This window comes from Rhodocytophaga aerolata (genome assembly GCF_030503435.1).
GTDB lineage: Bacteria > Bacteroidota > Bacteroidia > Cytophagales > 172606-1 > Rhodocytophaga > Rhodocytophaga aerolata.
In genome coordinates, this window is the sequence record NZ_JAUKPO010000036.1 from 43,796 (window position 1) to 69,798 (window position 26,003).

Annotated in this window: 19 protein-coding genes; 14 read left to right on the plus strand and 5 right to left on the minus strand. The window is 44.4% G+C overall.

Features of this window, described 5'->3' with window-relative positions:
- The first annotated feature begins 36 nt into the window (after positions 1-36).
- From Q0590_RS31260 to Q0590_RS31275, 4 genes are all read left to right on the plus strand, one after another.
- On the plus strand, positions 37-576 hold the full coding sequence (locus tag Q0590_RS31260) for a cysteine hydrolase family protein (RefSeq protein WP_302041594.1): 540 nt from the start codon (positions 37-39) through the stop codon (positions 574-576).
- Positions 577-633: 57 nt separating this feature from the next.
- Positions 634-2,421: an arylsulfatase gene (locus Q0590_RS31265; RefSeq protein ID WP_302041595.1), complete on the plus strand. Its 1,788-nt coding sequence runs from the start codon at positions 634-636 to the stop codon at positions 2,419-2,421.
- A 388-nt stretch (positions 2,422-2,809) separates the two neighbouring features.
- Entirely contained in the window at positions 2,810-3,214 is a 405-nt protein-coding gene (locus tag Q0590_RS31270) for a response regulator (protein ID WP_302041578.1), read from the plus strand.
- 315 nt (positions 3,215-3,529) lie between these two features.
- Entirely contained in the window at positions 3,530-3,925 is a 396-nt protein-coding gene (locus tag Q0590_RS31275; protein WP_302041596.1) for a GlcG/HbpS family heme-binding protein, read from the plus strand.
- Between the two features lie 307 nt (positions 3,926-4,232).
- On the opposite strand, the gene Q0590_RS31280 is transcribed toward Q0590_RS31275, so the two are convergent.
- Entirely contained in the window at positions 4,233-4,835 is a 603-nt protein-coding gene (locus Q0590_RS31280) for a hypothetical protein (RefSeq protein WP_302041597.1), read from the minus strand.
- A gap of 634 nt (positions 4,836-5,469) precedes the next feature.
- On the opposite strand from Q0590_RS31280, the gene Q0590_RS31285 reads away from it, so the two are divergent.
- From Q0590_RS31285 to Q0590_RS31300, 4 genes are all read left to right on the plus strand, one after another.
- On the plus strand, positions 5,470-7,140 hold the full coding sequence (locus Q0590_RS31285) for a sulfatase family protein (RefSeq protein ID WP_302041612.1): 1,671 nt from the start codon (positions 5,470-5,472) through the stop codon (positions 7,138-7,140).
- A gap of 261 nt (positions 7,141-7,401) precedes the next feature.
- Positions 7,402-7,971: a Crp/Fnr family transcriptional regulator gene (locus tag Q0590_RS31290; RefSeq protein ID WP_302041598.1), complete on the plus strand. Its 570-nt coding sequence runs from the start codon at positions 7,402-7,404 to the stop codon at positions 7,969-7,971.
- 67 nt (positions 7,972-8,038) lie between these two features.
- Positions 8,039-9,094 (plus strand): alpha/beta hydrolase family protein, encoded by a 1,056-nt coding sequence (locus Q0590_RS31295; protein WP_302041599.1) that lies wholly within the window; start codon positions 8,039-8,041, stop codon positions 9,092-9,094.
- Between the two features lie 206 nt (positions 9,095-9,300).
- On the plus strand, positions 9,301-9,732 hold the full coding sequence (locus Q0590_RS31300) for an EamA family transporter (RefSeq protein WP_302041600.1): 432 nt from the start codon (positions 9,301-9,303) through the stop codon (positions 9,730-9,732).
- A 227-nt stretch (positions 9,733-9,959) separates the two neighbouring features.
- Here the strand turns inward: Q0590_RS31300 and Q0590_RS31305 are convergent, their stop codons facing one another.
- Positions 9,960-11,051 carry a serine hydrolase domain-containing protein gene (locus Q0590_RS31305; protein ID WP_302041601.1) on the minus strand — a complete coding sequence of 364 codons (1,092 nt, stop codon included), beginning with the start codon at positions 11,049-11,051 and terminating at the stop codon, positions 9,960-9,962.
- A 185-nt stretch (positions 11,052-11,236) separates the two neighbouring features.
- Between Q0590_RS31305 and Q0590_RS31310 the strand changes: the two genes are divergently transcribed.
- Both Q0590_RS31310 and Q0590_RS31315 read left to right on the plus strand, forming a co-directional pair.
- The gene (locus Q0590_RS31310; protein WP_302041602.1) at positions 11,237-14,044 is read left to right on the plus strand and encodes a sensor histidine kinase; all 2,808 of its coding nucleotides are present in this window, start codon (positions 11,237-11,239) and stop codon (positions 14,042-14,044) included.
- Between the two features lie 33 nt (positions 14,045-14,077).
- Positions 14,078-14,713, plus strand: coding sequence for a response regulator (locus Q0590_RS31315; RefSeq protein ID WP_302041603.1), 636 nt, complete (start codon positions 14,078-14,080; stop codon positions 14,711-14,713).
- Positions 14,714-14,751: 38 nt separating this feature from the next.
- Here Q0590_RS31315 and Q0590_RS31320 read toward each other — a convergent pair whose 3' ends face one another.
- The 3 genes from Q0590_RS31320 to Q0590_RS31330 form a co-directional block, all read right to left on the minus strand.
- The gene (locus Q0590_RS31320) at positions 14,752-15,891 is read right to left on the minus strand and encodes an adenylate/guanylate cyclase domain-containing protein (protein WP_302041604.1); all 1,140 of its coding nucleotides are present in this window, start codon (positions 15,889-15,891) and stop codon (positions 14,752-14,754) included.
- Between the two features lie 57 nt (positions 15,892-15,948).
- Positions 15,949-16,821, minus strand: coding sequence for an AraC family transcriptional regulator (locus Q0590_RS31325; RefSeq protein ID WP_302041605.1), 873 nt, complete (start codon positions 16,819-16,821; stop codon positions 15,949-15,951).
- Between the two features lie 146 nt (positions 16,822-16,967).
- Positions 16,968-17,960, minus strand: a complete 993-nt coding sequence (locus Q0590_RS31330) for an SDR family NAD(P)-dependent oxidoreductase (RefSeq protein ID WP_302041606.1) — start codon at positions 17,958-17,960, stop codon at positions 16,968-16,970.
- 634 nt (positions 17,961-18,594) lie between these two features.
- Between Q0590_RS31330 and Q0590_RS31335 the strand changes: the two genes are divergently transcribed.
- The 4 genes from Q0590_RS31335 (at position 18,595) to Q0590_RS31350 (ending at position 25,895) form a co-directional block, all read left to right on the plus strand.
- Complete coding sequence (locus tag Q0590_RS31335) at positions 18,595-19,227, plus strand: hypothetical protein (protein ID WP_302041607.1); 633 nt, start codon at positions 18,595-18,597, stop codon at positions 19,225-19,227.
- Positions 19,228-19,327: 100 nt separating this feature from the next.
- Positions 19,328-20,626, plus strand: a complete 1,299-nt coding sequence (locus Q0590_RS31340) for a hypothetical protein (RefSeq protein ID WP_302041608.1) — start codon at positions 19,328-19,330, stop codon at positions 20,624-20,626.
- A 1,062-nt stretch (positions 20,627-21,688) separates the two neighbouring features.
- Positions 21,689-24,961 carry a hybrid sensor histidine kinase/response regulator transcription factor gene (locus Q0590_RS31345; protein WP_302041609.1) on the plus strand — a complete coding sequence of 1,091 codons (3,273 nt, stop codon included), beginning with the start codon at positions 21,689-21,691 and terminating at the stop codon, positions 24,959-24,961.
- 217 nt (positions 24,962-25,178) lie between these two features.
- The gene (locus Q0590_RS31350) at positions 25,179-25,895 is read left to right on the plus strand and encodes a hypothetical protein (protein ID WP_302041610.1); all 717 of its coding nucleotides are present in this window, start codon (positions 25,179-25,181) and stop codon (positions 25,893-25,895) included.
- Positions 25,896-26,003 lie beyond the last annotated feature (108 nt).

Sequence of the window (26,003 nt, forward strand, 5' to 3'; positions counted from 1 at the left end):
AGGCAAACAGACTTGACAAAATAAAATAAACCGAACATGAGAGTATTACTTGTGATAGATATGCAAAAAGAGTCTTTTCCTGCTACCCTCCAACGATTTGACTCATCTGGAGTCATTCAACGGATCAACCGGCTAGCGGCTAGCTTCCGGGCAAAGGGAGATAAGATAATCTACATACAGCATGATGGCACTAGAGAAAACTGTTATATTCCCTTCACGGAGGGATGGGAACTGCTCTCCCAACTGGACGTGCAAAGCAGTGACCTGATTATGGCCAAAACCGCTAACGATGCTTTCTATCAGACAAACTTGAAAGGGCTACTCCAGGCTCTTTCCTTGGAAGAGGTGGTTATTACTGGTTGTGCAAGCGATTTTTGTGTGGATGCCACCGTTAAGTCAGCGCTGAGCAACGACTTTCCGGTAACGGTCATCTCCAATGGTCACACAACGGCAGACCGGCCCGGGTTAACGGCAAAGCAAGTGGTGGATCATTATAACTGGATATGGCAAGAACTATCTCCCACAAAATCTAAAATTAAGGTGCTAGATTTGGATACCTATTTACAAAATAACTGATTCGATCTAACCCGCATAAAAACGTACTCCACAGGTAATTATTCGTAAAACAGCTTGATGAGATCCTTACCTTATCTGATTTGTCTCCTGCTCCTTGTGGCAGCTATGTTTTCCTGTGATGGTGGCAGGAAAAGAATAGCACATGAAGCTACTATTCAACAGCCAAATATCATCATTCTTATGTCAGACGACCAGGGATGGGGTGATTTAAGTCTTAGCGGGAATAAAAATTTACAAACACCCAACATAGATCTTCTGGCCACAAAGGGTGTGCAGTTTACCCAGTTCTATGTAAGCCCGGTTTGTTCTCCTACCCGTGCCGAGTTTTTGACTGGCCGCTATCATCCCCGCTGCGGCGTATACAGCACCTCGGAAGGAGGCGAACGTATAAACCTGGACGAAACCACTATTGCCCAGATTTTCAAAAAGGCAGGATATGCCACGGCTGCATTCGGAAAATGGCACAATGGCATGCAATACCCCTACCACCCCAACGGAAGAGGATTTGATGAGTTTTACGGCTTTTGCTCCGGGCATTGGGGAAACTATTTCAGCCCTTTGCTGGAACACAATGGAAAACTGGTAAAGGGAAACGGATTTATAGCAGATGATTTGACAGAAAAAGCGATAAGCTTTATTGAAGGAAACAAAAATAAGCCTTTTTTCCTCTATGTTCCGTATAACACGCCCCATTCCCCCATGCAGGTGCCTGACCGGTGGTGGAATGCGTTTAAAGATAAGCCACTCAAAATGCGGGCCGATGATCCGGAGGCAGAGGATACTGATTTTACCAGAGCAGCCCTGGCCATGTGTGAAAATTTGGATTGGAACGTAGGACGCATCCTGAGCAAACTAAAAGAGGTAAACCTGGAACAAAACACCATCGTCGTTTATTTGAGTGACAATGGCCCCAATGGCTGGCGGTGGAATGGGGGCATGAAGGGCCGTAAAGGCTCAACAGATGAAGGAGGTATCCGCTCTCCCTTAATCATCCGCTGGCCTGCTGCCATAAAAGCGGGCACCCAAATTGAGCAAATAGCCGCTGCCATAGATCTGTTTCCTACCTTGGCAGATTTAGCAGGTATCCCTTATCACACAGAAAAACCTTTGGATGGCATAAGTTTGAAACCCCTGTTGCTTAACCAAACACATTCCCCGGATGAACGCCTGCTTTTCGCTCATTGGGATGGCCGGGTCAGTGTCAGAAAAGGGCAATACCGCTTAGATGATCAAGGCAAACTTTATGATATTAAAAATGATCCAGGACAAGAGAAGGATATATCGGATAGCCAACCAGAGATCGCCAATCAGTTAACGACAGCTGTAGAAAGCTGGAAAGGGGAAATGCTCAAAAACATATCGGTTGATAACCGCCCATTGCCCGTGGGGCATGCTGGTTTTCCCTATACCCAGCTGCCTGCCCGGGACGGCAAAGCACATGGAAGGATAGTAAGGTCTAACAAATACCCCAATAGTTCTTTTTTTACCAACTGGAAAAGTCCGGATGACCGCCTTACATGGGAGGTAGAGGTACTAACAACGGGCGATTACCAGGTAGAAATATACTATACCTGCCCGGAAAAGGATGTAGGGTCTACCTTGCAAGTATCCTTTGGCCAAGATAGGATAGAGGGTAAAATTACGCAGGCGCAGGAACCCAAGCTTATCGGCAAAGAAAACGACCGAGTAGAAAGAATGGAATCCTATGAACAAGAATTTATTCCTATGAAAATGGGCAGCATTCACTTAGAAAAAGGCAGAGGGTACATAACCTTACAAGCCCTGCACATACCAGGCTCGCAGGTAATGGATTTCAGGCTGCTGATGCTTACAAAAGTAAACTAAGCAAGCAAAGCGAGAACACAAAAGTTGATTATACATTCAGCAACAATATACTTGGAGAGTAGTGTTACTCACCTTCCCGGTATAATGGATATGATGGGGACTAAGTAGAAAAAGGGGAGGCTGCTGCTTTCTCTGTCCGGCTCCAGGATTAACAATCCATTTTGTTCATACTCTGTAAGTTCATCAAAAGCAGGCAGGGTAAGCATAAAACAAAGTAACTAGAGAGGACAGCACAGGAAAAAGGCAAATTGCTTGAGTCAAGAGTATAGGGCTTATGAGACATACTTCTATACTAGTTTACCGGGCCGGAGAGGGTTAGGTATAATTTATTGGTAGTATAGGCCCATAATTAATACATTTATAGGTACACCTAGCATGGATCTGCTTTATGAAAAAATTATACAAGACCATTCTCGTAGATGATGATGCTACCTGTGTCTTCATTGCTCAGATACTGATGAAAAAAGCAGGCATAACCCAAGGCATCTATACGGCTGAGAATGGCCGGCAGGCACTGGAGCTAATTGAGCGAAGCTGCCAAAAGGATTATCAAGGGAAGGATGCCTGCTGTCCGGACCTGATTCTGCTTGACATCAATATGCCGGTTATGAACGGCTTTGAGTTTTTAGAAGCCCTTGATCAACGATGGGGCTTAAATCCGCAGATTACCAGGATCTATTTGCTGACTAGCTCTACCAATCCTGCGGATGTAGAAAAAGCCAGCCGCTATGCCATAGCCGGATATATCGAGAAACCACTCACCTTGGAGAAGTTAATCAGTCTTGGGCTTTAAGGGGAAGCTACCTACCTGTTCGCTAATTTCAAAACGCTCACGTCTAGTTCCGGATAGATATTAACAAGAAAAATGCACTTACGAACATTGGATGGGCATTCCTTCTACCTTACAAAATAAGAATCTGTAACCAGAACGACACGCTTACTGGTGCTTGCCATAGCCTGAGAAAAATAAAGGAGAAGAAAAATCGATCAGAAAGGAATCTTTTAGCTAATTAACCCGTACCTGCTAAAACAAATCTGATAGGCCCCGAAAGAGGAGTTATAGCAGTAGCATAGCTTAACGGCCTAACCACTAAACCAAAAACTAAGAATGATTACACTACAGGATGCCAGAAGAGTAATTGCCGCTGCTGAAGAGAAAGCCGGACAAGTAGGTCAACCAATGAATATAGCCATCGTGGATGCAGGAGGTAATTTAGTAGCCCATGTCCGCATGGATGGAGCCTGGGTAGGCAGTATTGATATCTCGATCAACAAGGCTTTTACCTCCCGTGCCTTTGACATTTCTACCAAACAATTAGGGGAAAATGCTCAACCCGGTGGGCAGTTTTATGGCATTCATGCTTCCAACAATGGCCGCATCATGATCTTTGCCGGAGGTATTCCCCTGACAAAAGAAGGTAAGGTCGTGGGTGCCATAGGGGTGAGTGGAGGGTCCGGCGAGCAAGATCAGCAGGTTGCCCAGGCAGGTGCAGATGCTTTTTAGCCGGGCATGCCAGCTTGTAGAAGCGTATAAGTACTCTGTTGGCAGGTTGATTGAAAGTAATCCATTCCGGTAGCTGCATTACCTCTCCCTTTACTGGCTTTTACATACGATTTTCTAGTAGAATAGCTCTATGTTGGAATACTTAGTTGTTTTTTGGATTTTCCATAAAACAGGAGGAACTGAAAGTATATCAGGCCTCCTGTTTTTTGCACAAAAGCTACCAGGCATAAAACCCAAATGCAGGTATGGGAATGAATGGGTAGGATAACTACCCTCTGATAAATCTATGTATTTTACGAACCGGGCGTTATTCAGAACCCAGTTTACGTTTACCTCCACCAATGTCAAAGCCTACTTTAATGCCCAGATAGTCATTTCGGCTCTTAAGCCTGCTGCTTCCCAAATGGGCTATGGAAGCCGGAACGGCATTATATTCTACACTAACCAAAAAGTGTCCGGCTTTGATACCTGCCCGCAGCAGGGCTCCCCATTTGTTGGCTGCTGTGAGGGTAACTTCTTCCCAGGATTGGCCGTCGGTTATTTCTATAAGCCCACTGGAGGTAATCCGGTAAAGTCCGCCACCAAGCCCTATAAAGGGCCGTGTCTTGGTTTTGCCAAATACATAGTTGCCTGTCAGCAGGTAGGAACCCAGATAATTTACCTCCCCTGTAGAAGTACGGCCATTGACGGTAACTCCCCGGGCTACTAAGGCCCCTTCCAGGCGAACGCCCACATCCAGGTGGTCAGTTATTCCATATTTGGGTTCCAGGGCAAACAAGACACCTCCAGAGATACCCGTTACCAGAGGCTGGGCATAGCCTACGGAAAGATTGACTTTAAAAGGTTTATAGGTTTGCCCGCTAGCCGAGAAAACGATGAACATGAACAGAGGTAAGAGGAAATATTTCATAGGTTGTTAATAAAATGGTGGTTAGTAAGTATACCAGATACCAGCCCTGGCATGGCGCATAAGTTATGATTAAGTTCTGTTGGGCTGAAAATAAAATTTTGTAGCTAAGTAGTTTCATAAAGCCCTAGCAGCAAACGATATATAGGGTACTAGCTTTCGTATACATAAGGGGCATTTTACTACTAAGACAAGAAAAAGAAAGCCTACCCCTAAGCCCGCATGAACTAATTTTTTGATCAGGAAAAAAGGAGATGACCTTATAGATTTAACAATACAGGTTTAACAAGCCTGCTAGCTGCGAAGGGTAAAAGAAAACATTTAGTGACAACCATACGGTTTGCAGACGTATCGTAAAGGGCAGAAATTACTACTACGGTTAACCCGGAGCTATACCTTCATTTGAAATAACTCGCTATTTCTTTTCGTATTCTTTTTTCAGGTATGGAGAGGAGAGTACGTTAGAACAAAACATACGGAGGGTGTATGTGCGGCTCTTCATAGAATTTACAAGGATTTATTTTATCTTTAAGCCATCTATTTTTTTTGAGTGCCGGCTTTTTCAAAGAAGAAGCTTGTCTGTTATTTAACCACCCATAAACCTGTAACTGTGATAAAACAAGCTTTACTCCTGCCTTTGATCTTGTTGCTTGGGATACATGTGGCCTTCTGCCAGCAAAAAGCAACCACAGACCGGCCCAATATCATCTTCATTATGTCCGATGATCATGCCTATCAGGCGATTTCGGCCTATGATACCCGCTTAATTAACACACCCAACATTGACCGGATTGCCAAAAATGGGATGCTTTTTACACAGGCTTCGGTTACCAATTCCATCTGCGCCCCTTCCCGGGCAACAATTTTGACAGGCAAGCATACCCATATCAACGGAAAAGTAGACAACCATTTCCCCTTTGATACCACTAACATCACCTTTCCCCAGATCCTGCAGCAGGCAGGGTACCAGACGGCTATGTTTGGCAAACTGCACTTTGGCAATAGTCCCAAAGGATTTGATCAGTTTAAGATTTTACCCGACCAGGGAGCATATTATAATCCCGACTTCATCACCAAAAAGGAGGGCAATATTAAAGTGGAAGGCTATGTGACGGATATTATCACAGATATGACCCTGGAGTGGCTGCAGAAAGAGCGCAAGCCAGAGCAGCCGTTTCTATTAATGTACCTGCACAAAGCGCCTCACCGTTCCTGGCTCATGGCCGAGCGGCATCTGACAGACTTTACTACCAAGACTTTCCCGGAGCCTAAAACCCTATTTGATGACTATTCCGGCAGAACCTCCCCGGCCTTGGAAGCAGAGATGAATATCTTGCACCACATGGCCTGGGCTGGTGATAACAAAGTCTTTCCCGAGGTGATGGATGAGCTGGGTATTGCAGAAATTGGCTTTGACAAAGCCCGGTATGCCTATGAAATGGGCCGTTTTACTCCTTCACAAGGTGAAAACTTTCGCAAAGCCTATTCCAAAATCAATCAGGATTTCAAAAAAGCCTATCCTGCCATGAGCGATAAAGAGAAGATGCAGTGGAAGTATCAGCGTTATATGCAGGATTATCTGGGCACCATCCAGGCCGTTGATGAAAATGTAGGAAGGGTATTGGATTATCTGGAAGAAAATAACCTGATGGAGAATACCATTATTGTCTATACTTCAGACCAGGGCTTTTATCTGGGGGAGCATGGCTGGTTTGATAAGCGCTTTATCTATGATGAATCCTTTAAAACTCCGCTGCTGATCTCATGGCCGGGGAAAATAAAGCCGGGAAGCCGCTCAGATGAACTGGTTCAGAACCTGGATTTTGCCCCTACTTTCCTGGAGGCTGCCGGTGTAAAAGTTCCTTCCGATATGCAGGGAGAAAGCCTGCTTCCGTTGCTGAAAGGGGAACCTCAAAAATGGACAAGAAAGGCTGTATATTACCATTACTATGAGTATCCGGCAGAGCACATGGTAAACCGGCATTATGCCATTGTAACAAAGGATTACAAGTTAATTCATTACTATTATGTGGAAGATCAGTGGGAGCTGATCGACCGGAAAAAAGATCCCTTAGAGCTGAAAAATGTCTACAACGATCCGGCCTATGCCAAAGTAAGAAAGCAATTGCATGGGCAGTTGTCTGGGCTCAGGAAAAAGTACGGGGATACTGACCAGCTCAGCGGGCAATATGTAGAGAAGTTTATGGAAGATGCCACGCAAGGAAAAGTGTTTGGCGTAAGCAAAGAAAAAGCACAGCAGATCAAGTCCAGACGTGCGGCTAATACGAGGGCAACCAATTCCAACTAAACTTCCTTTAAAAGGTATTGGCAAGTAGGTTTATTTGATCATCAGCTACATATCACTTATCCTTACCCTTGAAAGTGTTCGTTAGATGCTTCCGCAGGTATACGCATATGCCGGCTTATACAAAGTTGTCAATTCGGGAAAGGAGATCATCAAACCAAAGACAGGCTGACAAGCAAGGCAAAGCTTTGGTAACGTAGCCTAAGCGGGCAGGAGTAGGGGAGTGGCCTGCAACTCTTCATTTTACTATAATAGTACCGTCCTATGCATCCGGCTTTAAAAAAATACCTGGAAGGGAAGATCATCCTTTCTTCCCAACAAGAGCAACTAGTCGGCAATTGTTTCAAACCCTTAGTTACCAAACGTAACCAGATACTATTGCAGAAAGGCAACACTGCCAAGTATATATATTTTGTAGTAAAAGGCTGCCTGCGGGTTTTTCTAACCACGGAGGATGGCAGCGAATCCACCCGGTTCCTCATATTCGAAGGTCGCATGGGCACGGCTTTTCCCAGTTTTATCTTACAGCAACCTTCCCAGGCAGCCATTCAAACCCTTGAAGCTTCCCACTTACTCATGCTCAGCAACACTGACCGGCAACGGCTCTACCAAGAGGTACCAGGCTGGGAGACTATGGACCGTAAAGGCATAGAACTGGATTATATTGCCTCTATCGAGCGTATCGAAAGCTTTATCACCATGGACGCTAAGGCCCGCTATGATTCCCTTATGCAGCAGCATCCGCAAATGCTGCAACGTTTGCCTGCTAAAATCATCGCCGATTATTTAGGGATTTCCAAGGAAACGCTTAGCCGCTTAAAATCGAAGAGGTAATTTATTGACATTTGTCAATCTTTTTAAGACAGAGAACCAATAGCTTTATGGTTCATCTCTTATAGCCATGTACAGACCTATAGTAATTGTTCTATTGCTTCTTTTGCCCTTTTATAGCTTTACGCAGCCCAAGCCGGCAGAAACTATTGGGCAACGCACCTTAACGTTTAAAGACTTGACCCGTAACCGCCCCGTGGTAACAGAGGTATGGTATCCAACCGGAGATTCTTTGAAAGCGAGTGATCGGGTAGCGGGTCCCTTTAGGCGAAAGCATACCGTACGCAATGGCCGCTTACCCTCCGCCAGATTACCCCTGATCCTGCTTTCGCATGGTACAGGCGGTGGCCGGCTCACCTTGGAGTGGCTTGCTCAAGCATTAGCAGAACATGGGTTTATGGTGGCTGCTGTGGACCATTGGGGCAATACCTATGATAATAAAATACCACTAGAGTTTCTTAACCCATGGGAACGTCCACTCGATATCAGCTTTGCCTTAACCGCTTTGCTGGAAGATAAGGAATTCAGCGCTGTTATCGACCGGCAACGGATTGGGGCAACAGGCTTTTCATTTGGCGGCTACACGGTTATTGCCCTGGCCGGTGGGGTGCTTGCGTATGATGCATTGGTTACTTATCACAAAAGCACAGGCTACAAAGAGCTGGAGTTGCCAGAATTTCCTGGTCTTTCTCGGTATCTCGAAGATAGCACCTTACTGGAAGGCATAAAGCAGGCCCGGCCATTAAAAGATACCCGCATACAAGCATTTCTAGCTCTTTCGCCAGCGTTGGGGGCAGGTTTCATTGATCAACAACAAGTGAAAGAGATCAACCGGCCGCTCTACATTATTGGCGCACAAAGCGACAGTATTGCGCCTGTAGAAACAAACGCCAGGCATTTTCACAAGCTCATTGCTGGTTCAGAGTATTATGAGTTTACAGGAAAAACCGGGCACTATGTCATGTTAAATGAGGCTAATGATGATCTTAAACAAGGTGCACCTACCTATTTTTTGGATGATGCGTCTGTAAGCAGAGTCCGGGTACATGAACAGGTAAGCAGGTTGGCTGTGCATTTTTTTAATGCGAAATTAAACGAATTACCTAAGTTGAAAAAGCGTCAGTGATTGATAAGCAGGGATTAGCTATTTTTGTAAGGCTAGTTAGGTTGTTTGCCTATAGAAGAAATACACTTTCTCTGAGATCAACGCAGCAAAGCCCTTTGAAAAGAAGCATTAGAAGGCGAGATACATGTAGGGCTTTTTTTCAAATCTACGCTCAGGAGTAACCTAACACCCGCAAGCCGCGTAAGACCTGTTTACTCATCAACTTTATGTGGATTGTCTTGGCTCTTTTAGCGGCTTTAACAGCTGCCGTGGTGGTTACTTTGTCAAAAGCCGGTATTAAGAACATAGATTCTAGTCTTGGATTTGCTATTCAATCTGTTTTGATCCTGCTGATCTCCTGGGGACTGGTAGCCTGGCAAGGCAACCTGCGGGAAGTGATGCGCATTGAAAAGCGTACCTGGCTGTTTCTTATCCTGGCAGGGGTGCTTACCTGTATTTCCTCATTGCTCACGTTTCGCGCACTTAAATTAGGAGATGCCTCCAAAGTGTCTCCTTTGGAAAGAGTTTCACTAGTATTTGCTATTATCTTTGCTGTTTTATTTTTAAAAGAGAAGGTAAACTGGCAGATCATCCTTGGAGCCCTGCTCATGACGGTGGGTGCTATCCTGATTGCCATGGCCCAGCCCACAGGCAAATAACTTGTATCGGAACCTGTTTCATTAGCGAAGCTAGTAGCCAAGGTAGTTTTGGGGTAGTATAGCACATCGGCTATTTATACACAGTTACCAGAACAACAGGCTTTTCACTGCTTACTCAAATGGTGCAATCTATACAAATAAAAAGGGGATGCCCTGCTTGCAGAACATCCTTCTTATTCAGACTTTAGGTGAGGGATTTACACATATACCTCTTCCCCAGTTCCAGCTTACATATGCTTTGGTAACACCGGCTTTTGTAGCCCTTCTATAAAAAAGCTTGCCAGGGTAAAAGATAGGTAGGGCGGAAATCCCCGCTGGTTGGTAAGGACAATAAAGGTGAGTTTTTGCTTATCGAAGTGAACAAAATCGGCTAAAGCAGGCCCTCCGCTGTGTCCGGATACCTTATGTCCCTGGTAATCTTGTGCAATAAAGCCAATGCCGAAAGTGCCATTTCCTTCCTTCTTTAATGCGACAGGGGTTAAGAGCAACTGCTGAGTCTCGAGCTTTAAAAACGTTCCCTTATCTAATACCTGCGCTATTTTAGCCATATCGGTTATAGAGGTATACAGGCCACCTGCCGTATAACCTGTTTTGCCAAACTGCATATCACTTACCACATAGCCATTTTCCTGATAGGCATATACAGCTGCTTCTTTGGGAATAATGTGTTGGGTGCGAATGCCATTGTCCGTATTATTATTCACATACGTATGCTGCATACCCAAAGGCTCAAGTACATATTGTTTGAGGGCCTCGAAATAAGGCTTACCTGTCCGTTGCTCAATGATGTATTGCAGTACCCAGTAGTCGGAGCTTACATAAAAGGAACGGGTGCCGGGTTCATGGGTCATTTCCTGCTTTTTAGCCAGTTCCAGGGCTTCTTTTGAGTTGGAAGCTTTGCTGAAATCCGCCATGGCGATTCCTGACTGATGGGAGGCAAGCTGTTTAATGGTAATCTCGTTCCACTGCGGTGGAATACTATCCAGTAGCTCTTTTAGTTTCTGTTCGGGCAAAAGAAGTTTTTCTTCAAATAACCTGCCCAGCAATAAAGCTGCAAAAAGCTTTGAGCAGGAAGCCGTTTGAAAAGCCGTTTCACTATCCACCGGCATGTTCCAGGACAGATTAGCCATTCCGTAGTTTCCCTGATGAATAATTTTACCGTCTTTTACCACCGCATAGGCCAAACCCGGAATATGATGTTGCCCCATTGCCTCCCGGATAAAGGTATCTATTTGTTTGGCAGGATCTTGTTGGGCAACTGCCAGCAGGGATATATTTAGCAGCAGACTTGTCAGTATAAGGTGAAATATTTTTTTCATGTGTTTTACAGTTGATACGTGTTAAGAACTAATACAAAGGTCGCAAGCCGGTACACCGTATTCAATCGCATCTTAGGGTGAAATACAGGCAGCCTGAGCAGCCAGGCATCCCATAAAAGGGGGATATTGGGGATAGTGTTTTCCGGATTGCTATTTCCTGAGTAACTTGAATACAATTTGAGCGTATGCCCCCAAGACAAGCTATTCTTTTGATCCTCCGGCTAGTGATAGTTGTTATGGCCATGGGCCATGCAGCCACCGTATCTGCACAAGAATCTGCCTATACTTATATGCATTTGGACCAGGAGGATGGGTTAGCCAGTAATGATGTGCTTTCTATTTTACAGGACAGAAAAGGATTCTTGTGGGTGGGGACCAACAATGGATTGCAGCGGTATGATGGCCGCCAATTCATCCATTTCCGTCACAATCCATACTCACCCAACAGCCTGGCATCCGATATCATAGAATCCCTTTTTGAAGACAGCCGCGGAACCCTCTGGATAGCATCCGCCCATACAGTCACGCAACTGAATCCGCAGACACATCAATTCACCAGAATCCGGGTGCCAAAGTATACGCAGGAAGAAGCATCCGCCAGGCGCTATTTCGTTGAAGATGAAAAAAAACAAATCTGGCTACTTACCGGCAAAGGCAAACAAGCCTTTGTTTACAAAGCAGATCAACAAGCGTTTGTTACCCTGCCCCAAACACCCACATTTCCCAATCCGGACAGTGCCTATGCTTCCTTACTGGCGCCCTGGAAAAGCAGGGAAGCCTATGTATACCTCAACGACAGCAGAGGCATCTTTTGGGCGGGAAGTGAAAAACTACTGGCTCGATACCCTGGCACTGCAGGCTTTGAGATGATTCCTGCACAACCTGCTTCCCGCTACGGCATAGACTATAACCGCATCTTTGCTTTGGCCGAAGACAGGGAAGGAACCGTATGGGTAGGCACCGACAAGGGGATGTATTATTTCAATCCGGGTAAACAACGCTTTTTTTCAGTCACTATTCCCAGTTCTACCGCTACTCCTTCAGAGGGAATTATCCCTACAGATTTTATCCGGACGCAGCAGGGAGAACTGTGGGTGAGCACGCTCAACGGAGGGATGCTTAGGTATGATAGCCAATTCAAGCCCGTTACCCGGCCTGTACGTACAGCCAATGTTGCTTTGCCGCTGTGGTGCCTGGTGCAAGATACTAACGGCACCGTGTGGGCCGGAAGCCAGGAAGGGACGCTGGTAGCACTAGAACAGGATGGCCGCATCAGCTATATTCATCCCCCGGCACTTGCCGGGCAAACGATCAGAGAAGCTGTTTTAGATGCCAGCGGAATACTTTGGCTGGGTTCAGAACAAGGGCAGGTATTTACCTTTAATCCGCTTACCCATAAAGTTACCAGGCTCCCCTTAGATCAACTCTCCCATACGCTGGGACGGGTACTGCGTATTCTCCCGCAGCAAGCCGCCTATGTATGGATAGCTACTTCGGCAGGAGGTGTGTTTAAGCTCCATAAACAAACGGCAACCGTGGTGGAACATTACCACACATCCTCCAAGCCCTATGCCCTGCTCAGCAACCAGGTGGGCGATATGCAGTGGGTGGACAGCACTACGCTGGCTGTTTCTACCATTGCTGGGCTGCACCTGCTAAACACTACCCATAAAACCGGCACTACCTTTACTACTTCCGAAGGCTTACCAGCCAATGCACTGATCAATGTTATTCCGGTAAAAAATGGAGATTTCTATGTTACGCCTCAGAATGGCCTAAGCCGGTGGAACCCCCAAACACACCGACTTACCACGTTCAGCAGCAGAGATGGCCTTTCTAACACCCCTTTTCTCTTCAATGCCTCCTATCGCTTGCCCGATGGCCGGATAGTGTTAGGCACGATGAATGGCTTTTTCTATTTTCATCCAGATAGCCTCCAGGACCATACCCCACCTGCTGATGTGCTGATTACAGGCGTAAAAGTGATGGATAAGCCCATTCGCCTGGATTCCGCCATGGCCAAAGATAGCAGCCTGCGGTTAGGCTACAAGGAGAACTTTTTCACTATTGAATTTGCCTCGCTGAGCTATTATGACGACAAGCAGATCAGCTACTTTTACCAGTTAGAGGGCATCGACCAAGAGTGGGTACGTGCAGGGGTAAACAGGTTTGCGAATTACACCAACATAGAAGGAGGCAGCTACCGCTTTAAAGTGAAAGCCCAGCGGAATGATGGAATGAGTACGCTCCACGAATCAACCCTGGCCATACATGTAGCGCAGCCATTCTGGAAAACATGGTGGTTCAGGGGTTTAGTAATCCTGGGCTTGGCAGGCGTTGGCATAGGCATTTACCGCATACGTATTGACCGCATGCTTGCTTTACAGAATATGCGTGTGCAGATCTCGCGGGACCTGCATGATGATATGGGTTCCACCCTGAGCACCATCACGATTTTATCGGCTATGGCCCGCCAGCAGATGGGAAAGAATACGGGGCAGACAGAAGGGCATCTGGAGAAAATAAGTGAGTACGCCCAGCGGATGATGGAAACCATGGATGATATTGTCTGGTCGGTTAATCCCTTGAATGATGCGGCACAAAACCTGGTAGCACGGATGCGAAGCTTTTGCGCGGAAACCCTGGAACCCAAAGGCATTCCTTTCACTTTAGAAGTGGAAGAGGGAGCTTCTTCCCTGCGGCTGCCTTTGGCTCTCAAGCACAATTGCTTTATGATTTTTAAAGAAGCGGTTAATAATGCAGGCAAGTATGCCCGGTGTCAGTCTATCCGGGTCTGTTTGAACATACAAAAAAAGCAGCTCCTGCTAGAAATCCGGGATGATGGAGAAGGCTTTGATAAGAACCAGGTGAGCCAAGGAAATGGATTGCTCAACATGCAGGCGCGGGCAACAGCCATACATGGAAATTTACAGATCGTGTCTGCCAAAGGTTCCGGTACAACCATTACGCTAAAGGCCCCTGTTAACGGGTAATGCATTTTAATACACATAAAACACGGCAATACGATGATTAAACTACTCTTATATGAAGATAACAAGCCCCTGCGCGAAGGACTTAGCATGCTGATGGGCGGCTCAGAGGGGTTTATGGTGGCAGGGGCTTTTCCCAATTGCAATAACGTAGTAGAAGAGGTAGCCCTGTTAAAACCAGATGTCGTGTTAATGGATATAAACATGCCCGGGGTAGGCGGCCTGGCAGGCTTGAAGCTGATCAAAAATCAATTTCCGGAAGTAAAAGTAGTCATGCTCACCGTGTTTGATGATAACCAGACTGTATTTGATGCCATGAAAGCCGGGGCTGATGGGTATTTGTTAAAGAAGACACCGCCTGCCAAATTACTGGAATACCTGCAGGATGTGTATCAGGGAGGAGCCGCCATGACTGCCTCTGTAGCCAGGCAGGTGCTCCAGCTCTTTGCGCATGCACCGGTGATTGAGCAAAAAAAAGATTATCAGCTTAGTGACCGCGAAAAAGAAGTACTGCAGTGGCTGGTTAATGGATACAGCTATAAGATGATTGCCGGTCAGTTATTTATATCCCTGGAGACGGTACGCTCGCATATTAAAAAAATATATGAAAAGCTGCATGTCCACTCCAAAACAGAGGCCGTTACCAAAGCCTATAAAGATAAGCTTTTCTGAGTTGACTAGTTTCTCCAGCAACATTCACCCCTTTAAGTTTATTGGTCTACTTCGTCCTCCATGCACGCTACGCTTACAATGCCTACTTTTGCCGCTTTGCCTCTCAGCCCAATCATGCCCAGGGCCTCTGTTTTCATGCCGCGGTGTAATGCAAGTTTGTTTACTAAGTATTCTGAAACAAGCAGGCTTTTGTTGTACTCATTGCATACGCTTTGAATTCTGGCGGCTGTATTCAAGGTATCGCCATGGTAGGCAATATCCCGTTTGATTTCGCCAATTTCCACTGCTGTAACTTTGCCTGTATGTAGCCCTGCTTTAAATTCCGGCAGAAACCCATACGTAGCCATATAATGGGCGGCCCGGGCCTCAAACTGTTTTTTACAAGCAAAATAAAAGCGAATGCAGAAGTGGTTCTTGAGCCCTTCCCGCTCCGGCCAGGTGACCACAATTTCATCGCCCACATACTGGTATACCTGGGCCCGGTAGGCAAACAGCACCCCGTTGATATCGGCAAAACAGTCTCTGATAAAGGAACTGTAGCGGATATGGCCTAATTTTTCAGCAGTAGCGGTGGAAGATTTTAAATCCATGAACATAAAAATTCTTTCTTCTTCTTTAGGATGGCGGTATCTTCCCAGCAGCAAAGGCAAAAGAACACCCGGTCCATATTTTTTATTCACCTGGTTGATAAAACTGATCACCAGATTCATAAAAAAGTAATAGATCAGCAGCAGATAGAACAAATACATCCATGATGCCTCGTTGAGCCGGATGCCTGGTATATACAGCGAGGGCAGAATAAATAAATCGAAGAAAACGAAGCGCAAGAGCCATAAAAGAAGCGTAAGCAGCCCCAGCGATCCGAGCGCTTTGAACAGGATGATTTTCCCAAGCGACACTTTCCTGAACACGGTACTTTCGAGATAGTAGCCCAGTAGCCCAAGGCTTACCCCATACACAATCCCTAGTAAGACAGCCATTGTGAGCATGGGCAGGAATCTGCCGGTTAAAGGTATATTCAACGCCTGGCTGATAATGCGGGAATGCAAACCGATAATAGCTATAAGCAACAGGTTAGCCAGTATCCAGAAGTTTGCTTGCGTGCCTACATAGGTAAGCAGGGGAAATCTGGCGGTATAGCGGTGGGCCAGGGTTGTATATTCAAAGTTCTTTGCCATTGCTTGCAAGTTAATGGCTCCAATGAAAAAGCTTGATACCAGATGGCCATTTTCTGCCTATATTTTTAGCTGATTCATCTGCGGAGAGCCATCTTTTTGTGTGTGAGGCTGGCGGCCTGCCTTTTGCTCAAGTAAGTCTGTAGGCGGATAACCGAAGTGTTTTTTGAAGGCAAAAGAAAAATGAGAAAGGTTTTCAAAACCTGTTTCATAACATACGTCAATCGGCTTTCTTTTCTTCTCAGAAAGCTCATAATGGGCTAATTCCAGGCGTTTCTGCGTAAGCCACCGTTGCGGCGTGGTGTTAAAGGCTTTTTTAAAGTCCCGCTTAAAAGTGGTCAGGCTTCTGCCTGTCAGATACCCAAACTTTTCGGTGGGCATATTGAACATGTAGTTTTTTTCCATAAAGCCTACTAACTCTACTTTGTGCGGGTCGTCAAAGTTGGCCAGCATCCCATCAATAGCCGGATCAATGACCCGCAAGATGCTTATGGCTTCGGTAATTTTTAGCAAAGCTAACTTTTCCGGGATAGGTTCTGTCAGATCAAAGTAGGGGATGAGCGAAGCCAGGCAGCTTTCCAGTAAAGGATGATTGTGAAAAGTGCGAATGGTTGGATGGGGCACAGGCTTCGCTTTCTCTACTATGCTGCTATAAAAACCTCGCAGAATGTGTGTGGTAAGCAGCATCACCACCGTTTTATGGGGCAAGCCATCTTTGGGATAATTAATTATAGTGGCCGGCTTATTTCTCGGAATTAGAAAAATATCGCCGGTTTTAAAGTGATGGGTTGCCTCTGCCTGCACAATTTTTGTTTCTCCGGAAATAAACCAGATGAGCATATGGTGATCAAAGACAATTTCTGATTTAAAGAATTTATCCTCGTAACAAGAAAGTTTGATTTCCGGTGTCAGGTATTTAGATATATGTTCCATGGCGTATGAGGTAACAACTGTGCTTCTGCCGTTTACTAAATTACTATTTAAGCGAATGGGAAGAATAAAATTCCATGTATCATTTTTAACAAGTACCTCTTTTGCTAGTAAAAGTACATCGGGCTGCTTACTTAATATACAGAAAATCAGGTAGTCTCAAATGGGATGCCCGTCAGTTGCTCACTTAAGTGCCACAAACGTTTTGCATTCGCTTCATCCAGTGAATAGGCCATAACGCCACCTGTGCCCGGTGAGGTGGCTATTGTGGCAACTTCTGCATCTTCGCAGTACACGCCTCCGATGTTGTTGAGCAAGGGACTGGTAGCCGCCCAAACCGTAGTAGCAGCACCCTGAGGAATAGTTTTGAGTGAAGCCAATACTTCCGGCAACATGTTTCCTTCTGCATCCAAAAAGCCCATTTGCTGAAACAACTCCAGGGGTGCTTCCCTGCCCAGTTCCGTTCCGCCGATAGAACCCGGATGCAGGGAGGAAGCCCTGATGCCAAAGGCTTTGCTGCGATTGTCCAGCTCAAGGGCAAATAGATTACTCGCCGTTTTAGATTGCCCGTAGGCTTGTAGCGTGTCATACTGGCGATGAAGAAAATGGGGGTCATCGAAATGGAAAGGTGCAAATTGATGTCCTTGGGAAGAGACATTAATAACTCTTGCCCCATTGGCTTTTTTGAGTGCCGGCCATAGTCGGGCCACCAGTTGAAACTGCCCCAGGTAGTTAATGGCCAGCTGCGATTCCATGCCGCGGCTGTTCCTGCGTAAGGGCACCCACATAATGCCCGCATTGTTGATCAGCAGATGAAGCGGTCTGCCGGAAGCTAAAAATTTTTCAGCAAACCCATCAATGGAGGCAGGTTCTATCAGATCCATTGAGTCTAATTCTATATTAGGCATACCTTGCAGATTCTTTTTTGCTTTCTCCATGTCTCTGGAGGGTACTATGACCGTGGCTCCGGCTGCGGCAAGAACCCTGGTTGTTTCCAGGCCAATGCCTGTATTACCCCCGGTCACAATGGCAATTTTGCCTGTCAGGTCAATACCTTTGATCACATCACTGGCCGTGGAGGTGGTGTTAAACCCTGACCCTACCGGATTCTGTAAGGCTCCTTGATAATTCGTTTGTCTCATGGTTTATGTGTTTTTGGTAAGACAAAGGTAGCAGGCGGGCAAGCGCAGGACTTTGTTTAAAAGACCTACTTTCCTTTGTTTACCGGACCATTCTACAAGGTACATTCCAGTGCATGATTGCAGTGCCGGAAAGAATATACACTAAAGCCTTTCATGAGTTGATAAAATGAACGTGTGCCCACCTTTGCATCCGGGTAGCTTACTCTTTTCTTGACCACCAGATTACAAATATAGTTGGTGCTGTAGGTGTGTATTCATAAGTATCCACGAACATACACGGGGTAACGGTTTACGTAAACCTGTGACTAGGGAGCTTATTTTATACGAAGAATCAATACACGGATAGACTAGACACAGGCTTGGAATAACTCTAAACGGGCCTGAATTGATGGATTCCAATTAGCGGTAGAGCAAAAGAGAGTAGAAAAGGATGGGAGGGAAGCACCTTTGTTAGTGCCAACAAAGGAGGCTTCCCTTGCCTGAATTACGGCATTCAATCTATAGGCTACACTATAAAATCCTGTTTGAAAAGCCCGGCAGGAAGTAGTAGATATAAAAAAATACACCTAACTTGATTGATGAAGTTGTGTGTATACACATGTTAGCACACATCAAAATATTTTATTAGGATGATATGTATATAGAAAAAATAGAACAACTCTATATAGACAAACTTTCATACGATCACCATAATGAATTTGAGAAGATTTATAATGAGGATAAGGCGAGTTTTAGTAAATATTTAGTTAGTGATTTGAAAGAGTCCATTGATGAGAAGGATTATGATAAGATTTGCTTTTGGATGATTGTGATAACCATGCTTAATCCTTTAGAGAATAAAATAGAAGACTTAATAATTAATGAACTATTCTGTGATTTACTAGATAGAATGTTAGAGGGGATGGAGCAAGTAGACAAAGAAGAAGCATATAAAAGAAGCTGGATAATTTACAAGATACAAGATATACTCTTCAATCACCCAGAGATTGCTGAAGTAAATAAAGAAACAATGATACAATTATTGGCTAGCGTATGCAGATTTGATTATAGAAAAGAGCAATGGGCAAACACTTCTTATAATAAGAAGTATGGCGACTTTACTGACATGGTTGAGAAAACATTAACTAACTTAAGATGGCTCGCTAAAGACAATCAAACTGCATGGGAGATCATTAAGGAATGTTTACGACACTTTGATGCAGATATCAAATTGGTTGCCCAAGAATACTTAGATGATTTAAATGAAAGAAATAAGGACGTGTGCTAACATTAACTAAGCTTTCCACCGGCCTGCTCAGGCGCAGACCCACAGCAACTAGGCTCGGCGTCAGTTAGTCATGTTCCGTTGGCAACCATAGATACTACTAATGAAAAAATTAATTTACCTAGTAATTTTCTTTTTATTTATAGCCTGTAAAAGGGAGGAAATATTGGATAATTATTCATACAATGGAGATGTCGTATTAAAAAGTCAGGTAGAAGTAAATGAATTTGTCAAAGTCAATCGGAATAAAAAGCAAATAAGCATCCAAGGAAGATTGGTTATTGGGAATGATACAAATGAACATAGGGCTACAGATATTTATGATTTAAGCGGTTTAAACAATATTATCAAGGTCTCAAAGTATGTACATATTCGTACAAATTCACAGTTGGAAACATTGATAGGTCTAGACAATCTTGCTTTAGTCGGTGGAAACTTGCACATAAGGGGAAACGACAGACTAAAAGAGATAGCGCTTTCTAATTTACAAGAGGTAGGTAGCTTTTTGAGCTTTTATGAGAATAGTGGACTTGAATCCCTGCAGGGGCTTGCCAACCTCAAGAAAGTCGGACAGGGGGCAGTGATTTCGTCCAATAATTCTTTGAGATCTCTAAAGGGGCTAGAGGGCATTAATAGCTTAGGTTCTTTATCCATTGGTAACAATGCTGCTTTGGCCGATCTAGAAGGGTTGAATAATCTGGAAGTGATTGAAGAAAGTTTAGATATAGAATCAAACCCAAGTTTGCAATCTGTTAAAGCACTCAGCAAAATAAGAGAAATTAAAGGTAGGCTACGAGTTATTGAAAATGGCAATTCTCAGTTAACAGCTCTTGAATTTAATAGCCTTAAAAAAGTTGGCTGGTATGTTTTCATTTGGCAAAATCCGGGACTAACTTCCTTTAAAGGATTAGAAAAATTAAAACATATTGGCGATGCTGCAATGAGTTCCCATACTCCTTATGGTGCTTTGAATATCTCCAACAACCCTAGTTTGAGGTCTATGGATGGGCTTAGCAATTTAGAAGTGATAAGTGGAGAATTTGTTGTAAACAACAATAATGCTTTAATCTCCTTGGAAGGAATGGACAAATTAGTAAAGATTGGAGCGTCTACAAAAATAGATGCTAATAAAAATCTAGAAAGTCTTTCCGGCTTGAAGTTCTTAAAAGAAATAGGTACAGTATTAGAGATTACAAGTAATCAAAGCCTAACAAGCTTAGACGGACTACAAAATTTAGAAAAAGTAGGATCAGTATGGATTGAAGTTAATAACAGTCTTTCAGACTATTGTGCCTTAAAGAGGGCATTGCTAAGTAATAAAGATGTGAATGGATTTGAATTTTGGGCGTATAGAAATGAACAGGACCCAAAGCTAGATGATATTCTTACTAATTGCCCTTAGAAAAAAACGGTTGCCAACATCGGCTAAAAACAATCAGCGGGCAGCCAATACTCATAGCTGACGCCTAATGTCACGCTGCTGTTTAGCTGTGACCATTATCAGTACTATTATAGCCAAAGTTATACACCATTCTACCCATGAACTGTCTTGGCTGAAGTTAGCTGGAAGGTAGATTTTTGGGTTACCAGCTAGGGCAAAGTAAGCTCAGGAAACGGGTGAATTACATTGAAAAAAACTGCGATAATGCTTGCATCTGAGAAAATTAATTTCGATATTTATCTAGTTGTCAGCGGAAAGATACAAGCTTTTTAGTTCAAGGTTTCAAGCCTGCTTAGCTGTAGGAATCTGCCTCTACCAATGATTGAAATAAAGAGTAACCTCTGCAATTTTAAAAACTGGGAAAGTGTGGATTGAGGCAAATTGGCTAAAGGCCTATCTACCCAAAGCAATAAGGTCTTCTTACCGGGAAGGCATATAAAAGTGCCTCGTACTTGTCAAAGAGTATAGAACACTTTTTGCTCACTTACCTGAGATGATACAGAGAAAAGGGGGAAACCCACATTTTTGCATCATAGCTAACTTGGTAGAAAGCTCTTAAAAGAGCGGCAGTTCAAGCATCCCCTCCAGGAAATTGATTGCCGCTCTTTTGCATGTACAGGCATGGCTGGTGTCCCCTCCATTTTTCAGCCTTATTTGCCTGCCTGAACAGCGCAGCCCCTACAATAGCCTGCCATAAATCCTACATGTACCATACTCAGAAAAGTACCAGTTCTTTTGCAGCGCATCCATAGCTGTAACAAAAAATCTTAGCCTTTCCTGTATGATATCTTTGGTACACAAGCCGCAGATTATGTACATTCAATTGTATACGCCCCGGCTAGTGTAAGTCTGCACATACCCTGTTCCAGGTAGATTATTAAAGGGGAAAAGGTAAAAAGAAGCCTATAAATAAATTAATGTGATGTCTTTCAAGCATTTATAGTATATTGAGCAAAAAAAGCACATACGCTAAACAGTCTTTTCTGCTTCTTCATTCTGTCCACCGCTAGCTGACTATCCTATATGAAGCCTGCCTGTATTTTCTTCCTATGCTTCCTTTTTATTTCGTTGGATGCATTGCCTGCACAAGTCACCGCTTTACCCGATAGCCTGGAGGCACAGCTAGGTAAAGCACAAGAAATCCTGAGTTCACAGCCAGAACAAGCCCTAGTGCTAGCCAGTGCAGCCTTAAAATATGCCCGGCAAGAGGCAAACATTTTCGGGCAGGCTAAAGCACATAAAGTATTAGCCCGTATTTATGCCGAAAAAGGAGATTACCCGGAAGCGCTCGCCTCTGCCAACCAGGCACTTACTATTTTCCAGCAACAAAATGAGCCGAAGGAAATATGTAGTATGTATATTACGCTGGGGGTAATCAACCGCTACCTCAATCTTTATAAAGAAAGCATCCAATCGTACCTGCTGGCAGAGCATATTGCCAAAGAACACACATATCTGCCCCAGCAAGCGGCTATCTATGGAAATATGGGCAATGTGTATTTTGATACACACAGCTATGAAGAAGCTTTAAAGTATCACCTGAAATCCCTGGAAATTGATACCAAACAAAAAAATGAGGTAGGCATGGGCAACACGTTCCACAACATAGGGATGATTTACCGCAGCAGAAAAGAATACAGTAAAGCCCTTTCTTATTATGAGAAATCTCTATCTATTGATCGGAAGAATAACAACCAGCGCAACATGAGTATTTCGTACCTGGAGTTTAGCAGCCTGTATGCCGAGCGCGGAGAGTTTATGAAAGCTTTAACCTATGCAGAAAAAGCATTGGAACTAGCCCAAACGATAGATTCAAGAAGATTAAAGAAAAATGCCCTGGGTAGTTTACCCCTGCTCTATGCTGCCCTTGGACAGACTGAAAAAGCCCTGGCCGTTCAAAAAGCCTATACACAACTCGATGACAGCTTGCAGTCAGCTGATTTACGGGCAAAGATCTCCGACATGCAGGCCAGGTATCAGACAGAGCAAAAAGAAAAAGAAATAAGCCTGCAAAACCTTCGCCTGGCCACCCAGCAAACCTCGTTAAAGCTTAAAGATATGTTCATTCTCGGCTTAAGTATCGTATTACTAATGGGTGGACTCATTGCTTTTTTGCTTTTCAACCGCTATAAATTACAACAGCTCAACCTGAAACTATCTCTGGAAAACGAGCAATACCATCTTTCGCAAAACCTGCAAATCCGGCAGAGCATAGACGAGATTATCCATTATTTTGCTACCTCTCTCTACGGTAAAAATACGGTAGATGAAATTCTATGGGATATCGCCAAAAATTGTATTTCCCGCCTAGGACTTGTAGATTGTGTTATCTACTTAGTGGATGAGCAGCAACACGCACTGGTACAAAAAGCAGCATATGGAACCAAAAACCCGGACGAATACGCCATCTTATCGCCCATTGTGATACCGCTTGGGCAGGGCATAGTGGGCAGTGTAGCTTTGTCAGGGAAGGCAGAAATGATACAGGATACTTCCCAGGATGCCCGCTACATTGTAGATGATGAGCAGCGGTCTGCTGAGCTGGCCGTGCCCATATTTTTTGAAGACAAAGTAATCGGGGTGATAGATTCTGAGCATCCCGAAAAAGGCTTTTTTAAGCCCCATCACCTGGAAGCCTTGCAAACCATAGCTGCCATTTGCAGTAGTAAAATAGCAAAGGCACAGGCAGAAGAACAGGCAAAGGAAGCGCAAAAAATGCAACTGGAAGCCGAACATATAAAAAAACTAGACGCAATGAAATCGCAGTTTTTTGCTAATATTTCGCATGAGTTCCGCACGCCCCTTCATCTGATAATGGCTCCGCTTCAAAAAAAAGAAGAAGAAATTTCTTTTCAGGAAATGGTGATGATGGAACGGAATGCCCACCGCTTGTTGCGGCTGGTGAATCAACTGCTGGACCTGGCCAAAGCCGAAGTAGGCATGCTGGAAATGAACCTGAAAAAAGGAAACATTATTCAATTTCTCTCCAGCACGGCAAATCTATTTGTAGCCTTGGCAGAAAGTAAACAAATAACCTACCACATTACCCTGGAAGACCAGCAACTGATCGTTCCGTTTGACCCGGATAAACTGGAAAAGATTGTCTATAACCTGTTATCTAATGCTATCAAGTTTACGCCTCCTGGCGGCGAAGTATCTATTCATGCGGCCATAGAACCCGGACATCTGCTAAAGATTACTGTTGCGGATACAGGACTTGGCATTCCGGAGCACCTGCAATCGAAAATTTTCGACCGTTTTTACCAGATTGACAGTTCGCAAACCAGGGCTTTTGAAGGTACAGGCATTGGCCTGGCACTTACCAAAGAACTGGTAGAGTTATGCAAGGGTTCTATTCATCTGGATAGCAGCTATACCAAGGGCAGTTCGTTTATAGTAAAACTACCCCTGGCCTATGAGCAAGTGTTGGTAGATTCTCTGCCTCAGGCAGAAACGCCCACTAGCCTCGGATTAAACGAAACTATCCTGCAAGTAGCGCATATAGGCCACCTGCCTATGGAAGAAACCAGCGCTGCTTCAGAGGCGAAACCGACTATTTTGCTGGTAGAAGACCATGCCGAGCTCAGGCACTACCTTCAGCAGCAATTAGCCAAAAGTTATCAGGTTGTGCTGGCCAACCAAGGGGATGAGGCCCTAACGCTTGCCAGAAAAATTATACCCGATCTGATCATTACCGATATTATGATGCCTGTAATGGATGGCGTCACGCTTACCCGGCATTTGAAAGAAGATGAGCTCACCAGTCATATTCCGGTGGTTATGCTCACAGCCAAAGACGATGTGGCCTCTAAAACGGAAGGGTTTCTGGGAGGAGCTGAACAATACCTGGTGAAACCTTTTGTCATAGGCGAACTGATGGCCGGGATCAGCAGCTTGCTTACCCAGCGCAGCCTCTTACAGAAAAAATACAGCCAGGGGTTGATGCCGCAACCTGCCGCTGTTCCTGACCGGCAAGCAGCATTTATAGAGCGGATAATCCACATTGTGGAAGCACACATCCAGGATGAAAGTTTTTCGGTAGAAGTGCTCCAAAAAGAAATAGGCATGAGCCGGATGCAACTTCATCGTAAACTAAAAGCCTTAACCAATCAGTCCGCAAATGATTTTATTCGTTCTATCCGGCTCAAAAAAGCCGCCCATCTGCTCAGGCAACCCGGCATCCAGATAGCAGAGGCTGCCTACCAGTCTGGATTTAACCATCTTTCTTATTTTTCTAAATGCTTTAAAGAGCAATTCGGCGTGCTTCCATCCGAGTATGCAAAGCAACCTGCATAAATCTGCTTTTATATGTTCACCTGGGTTGAATGATAAGTTTCTTATAATCAGATATTTAATTCAAAATATAGGTGAACAACCACTGAATGTTACACAAACGCTATACAATGGGAGATCCGTGTTACTGCTAAAAACCTGTTCCTTTTACCTTTGTCATCACAAGGTACAAGCCCAATAGCCTTGAGTAAAGCAGGTAACAACAAACCCCTTTTCAATCATGTATAACTTAAAATTAGTAACATTTTATTTTTTTTGTTCTGTATTCGTAATTGCTTTTTCTGGTTGCCAGGAAGATGTTTTTACACATCAGGAAGTGAAGCCCCTGGCAAACACCACCATTGCTGATCAGGGAAACGGAAGTATAGGCGGTTATAAGGCACCCAATGAACAGGAGGTGCCATATCCTACTATTATCAAGCAAACCTTTATTCCTTCAAACCCGCTTTTTGCTACCATGAAATGCCTTGCCTGGAAAATCACCTGGCCTGTCTATGCGGCAGGTACAAATCCAGAGAAGATACCGACAGTTATGAAAACAAGCAATGGCGCTTTGCACAGTATTTACTATCTGAATAATACGCATCCGCAAAACACCCTTTCTGCCGATTTTTCTCTTTACCACCATAACAAGCTAGAAGCAGCAGTGACAATGTGGGAAGAACTAGATCATAGAGACGTGAGCATGAAACCAGTATACTTTTATAAAACTGCTTACTCCATCAAAACCATCGAAGGTTGGGTAAAAGAAAGACCACAACTGTTTGAAACTAACTGGCAAAGTTCCATCGAAATGGAAGCTAGTTATCAGGCCGGAGATATTTTCCTGTACAGAATTGAACTGATAGAAGAAAATAAAAATTTCTATGGCGCCATCCGGATTGTGTCCGTAACTCCACGGGTAATTGAAGTATATATGGGCGTTCCCAACATATAGTTTGCCTTAACGAAACTCCCGGTTATTTTATTCATGCTGATTTCTATTGATTTCAGGGCATAAGTACCTGAACCAGGTAGGCTATGCCCAATATTTCTCAACCATCCC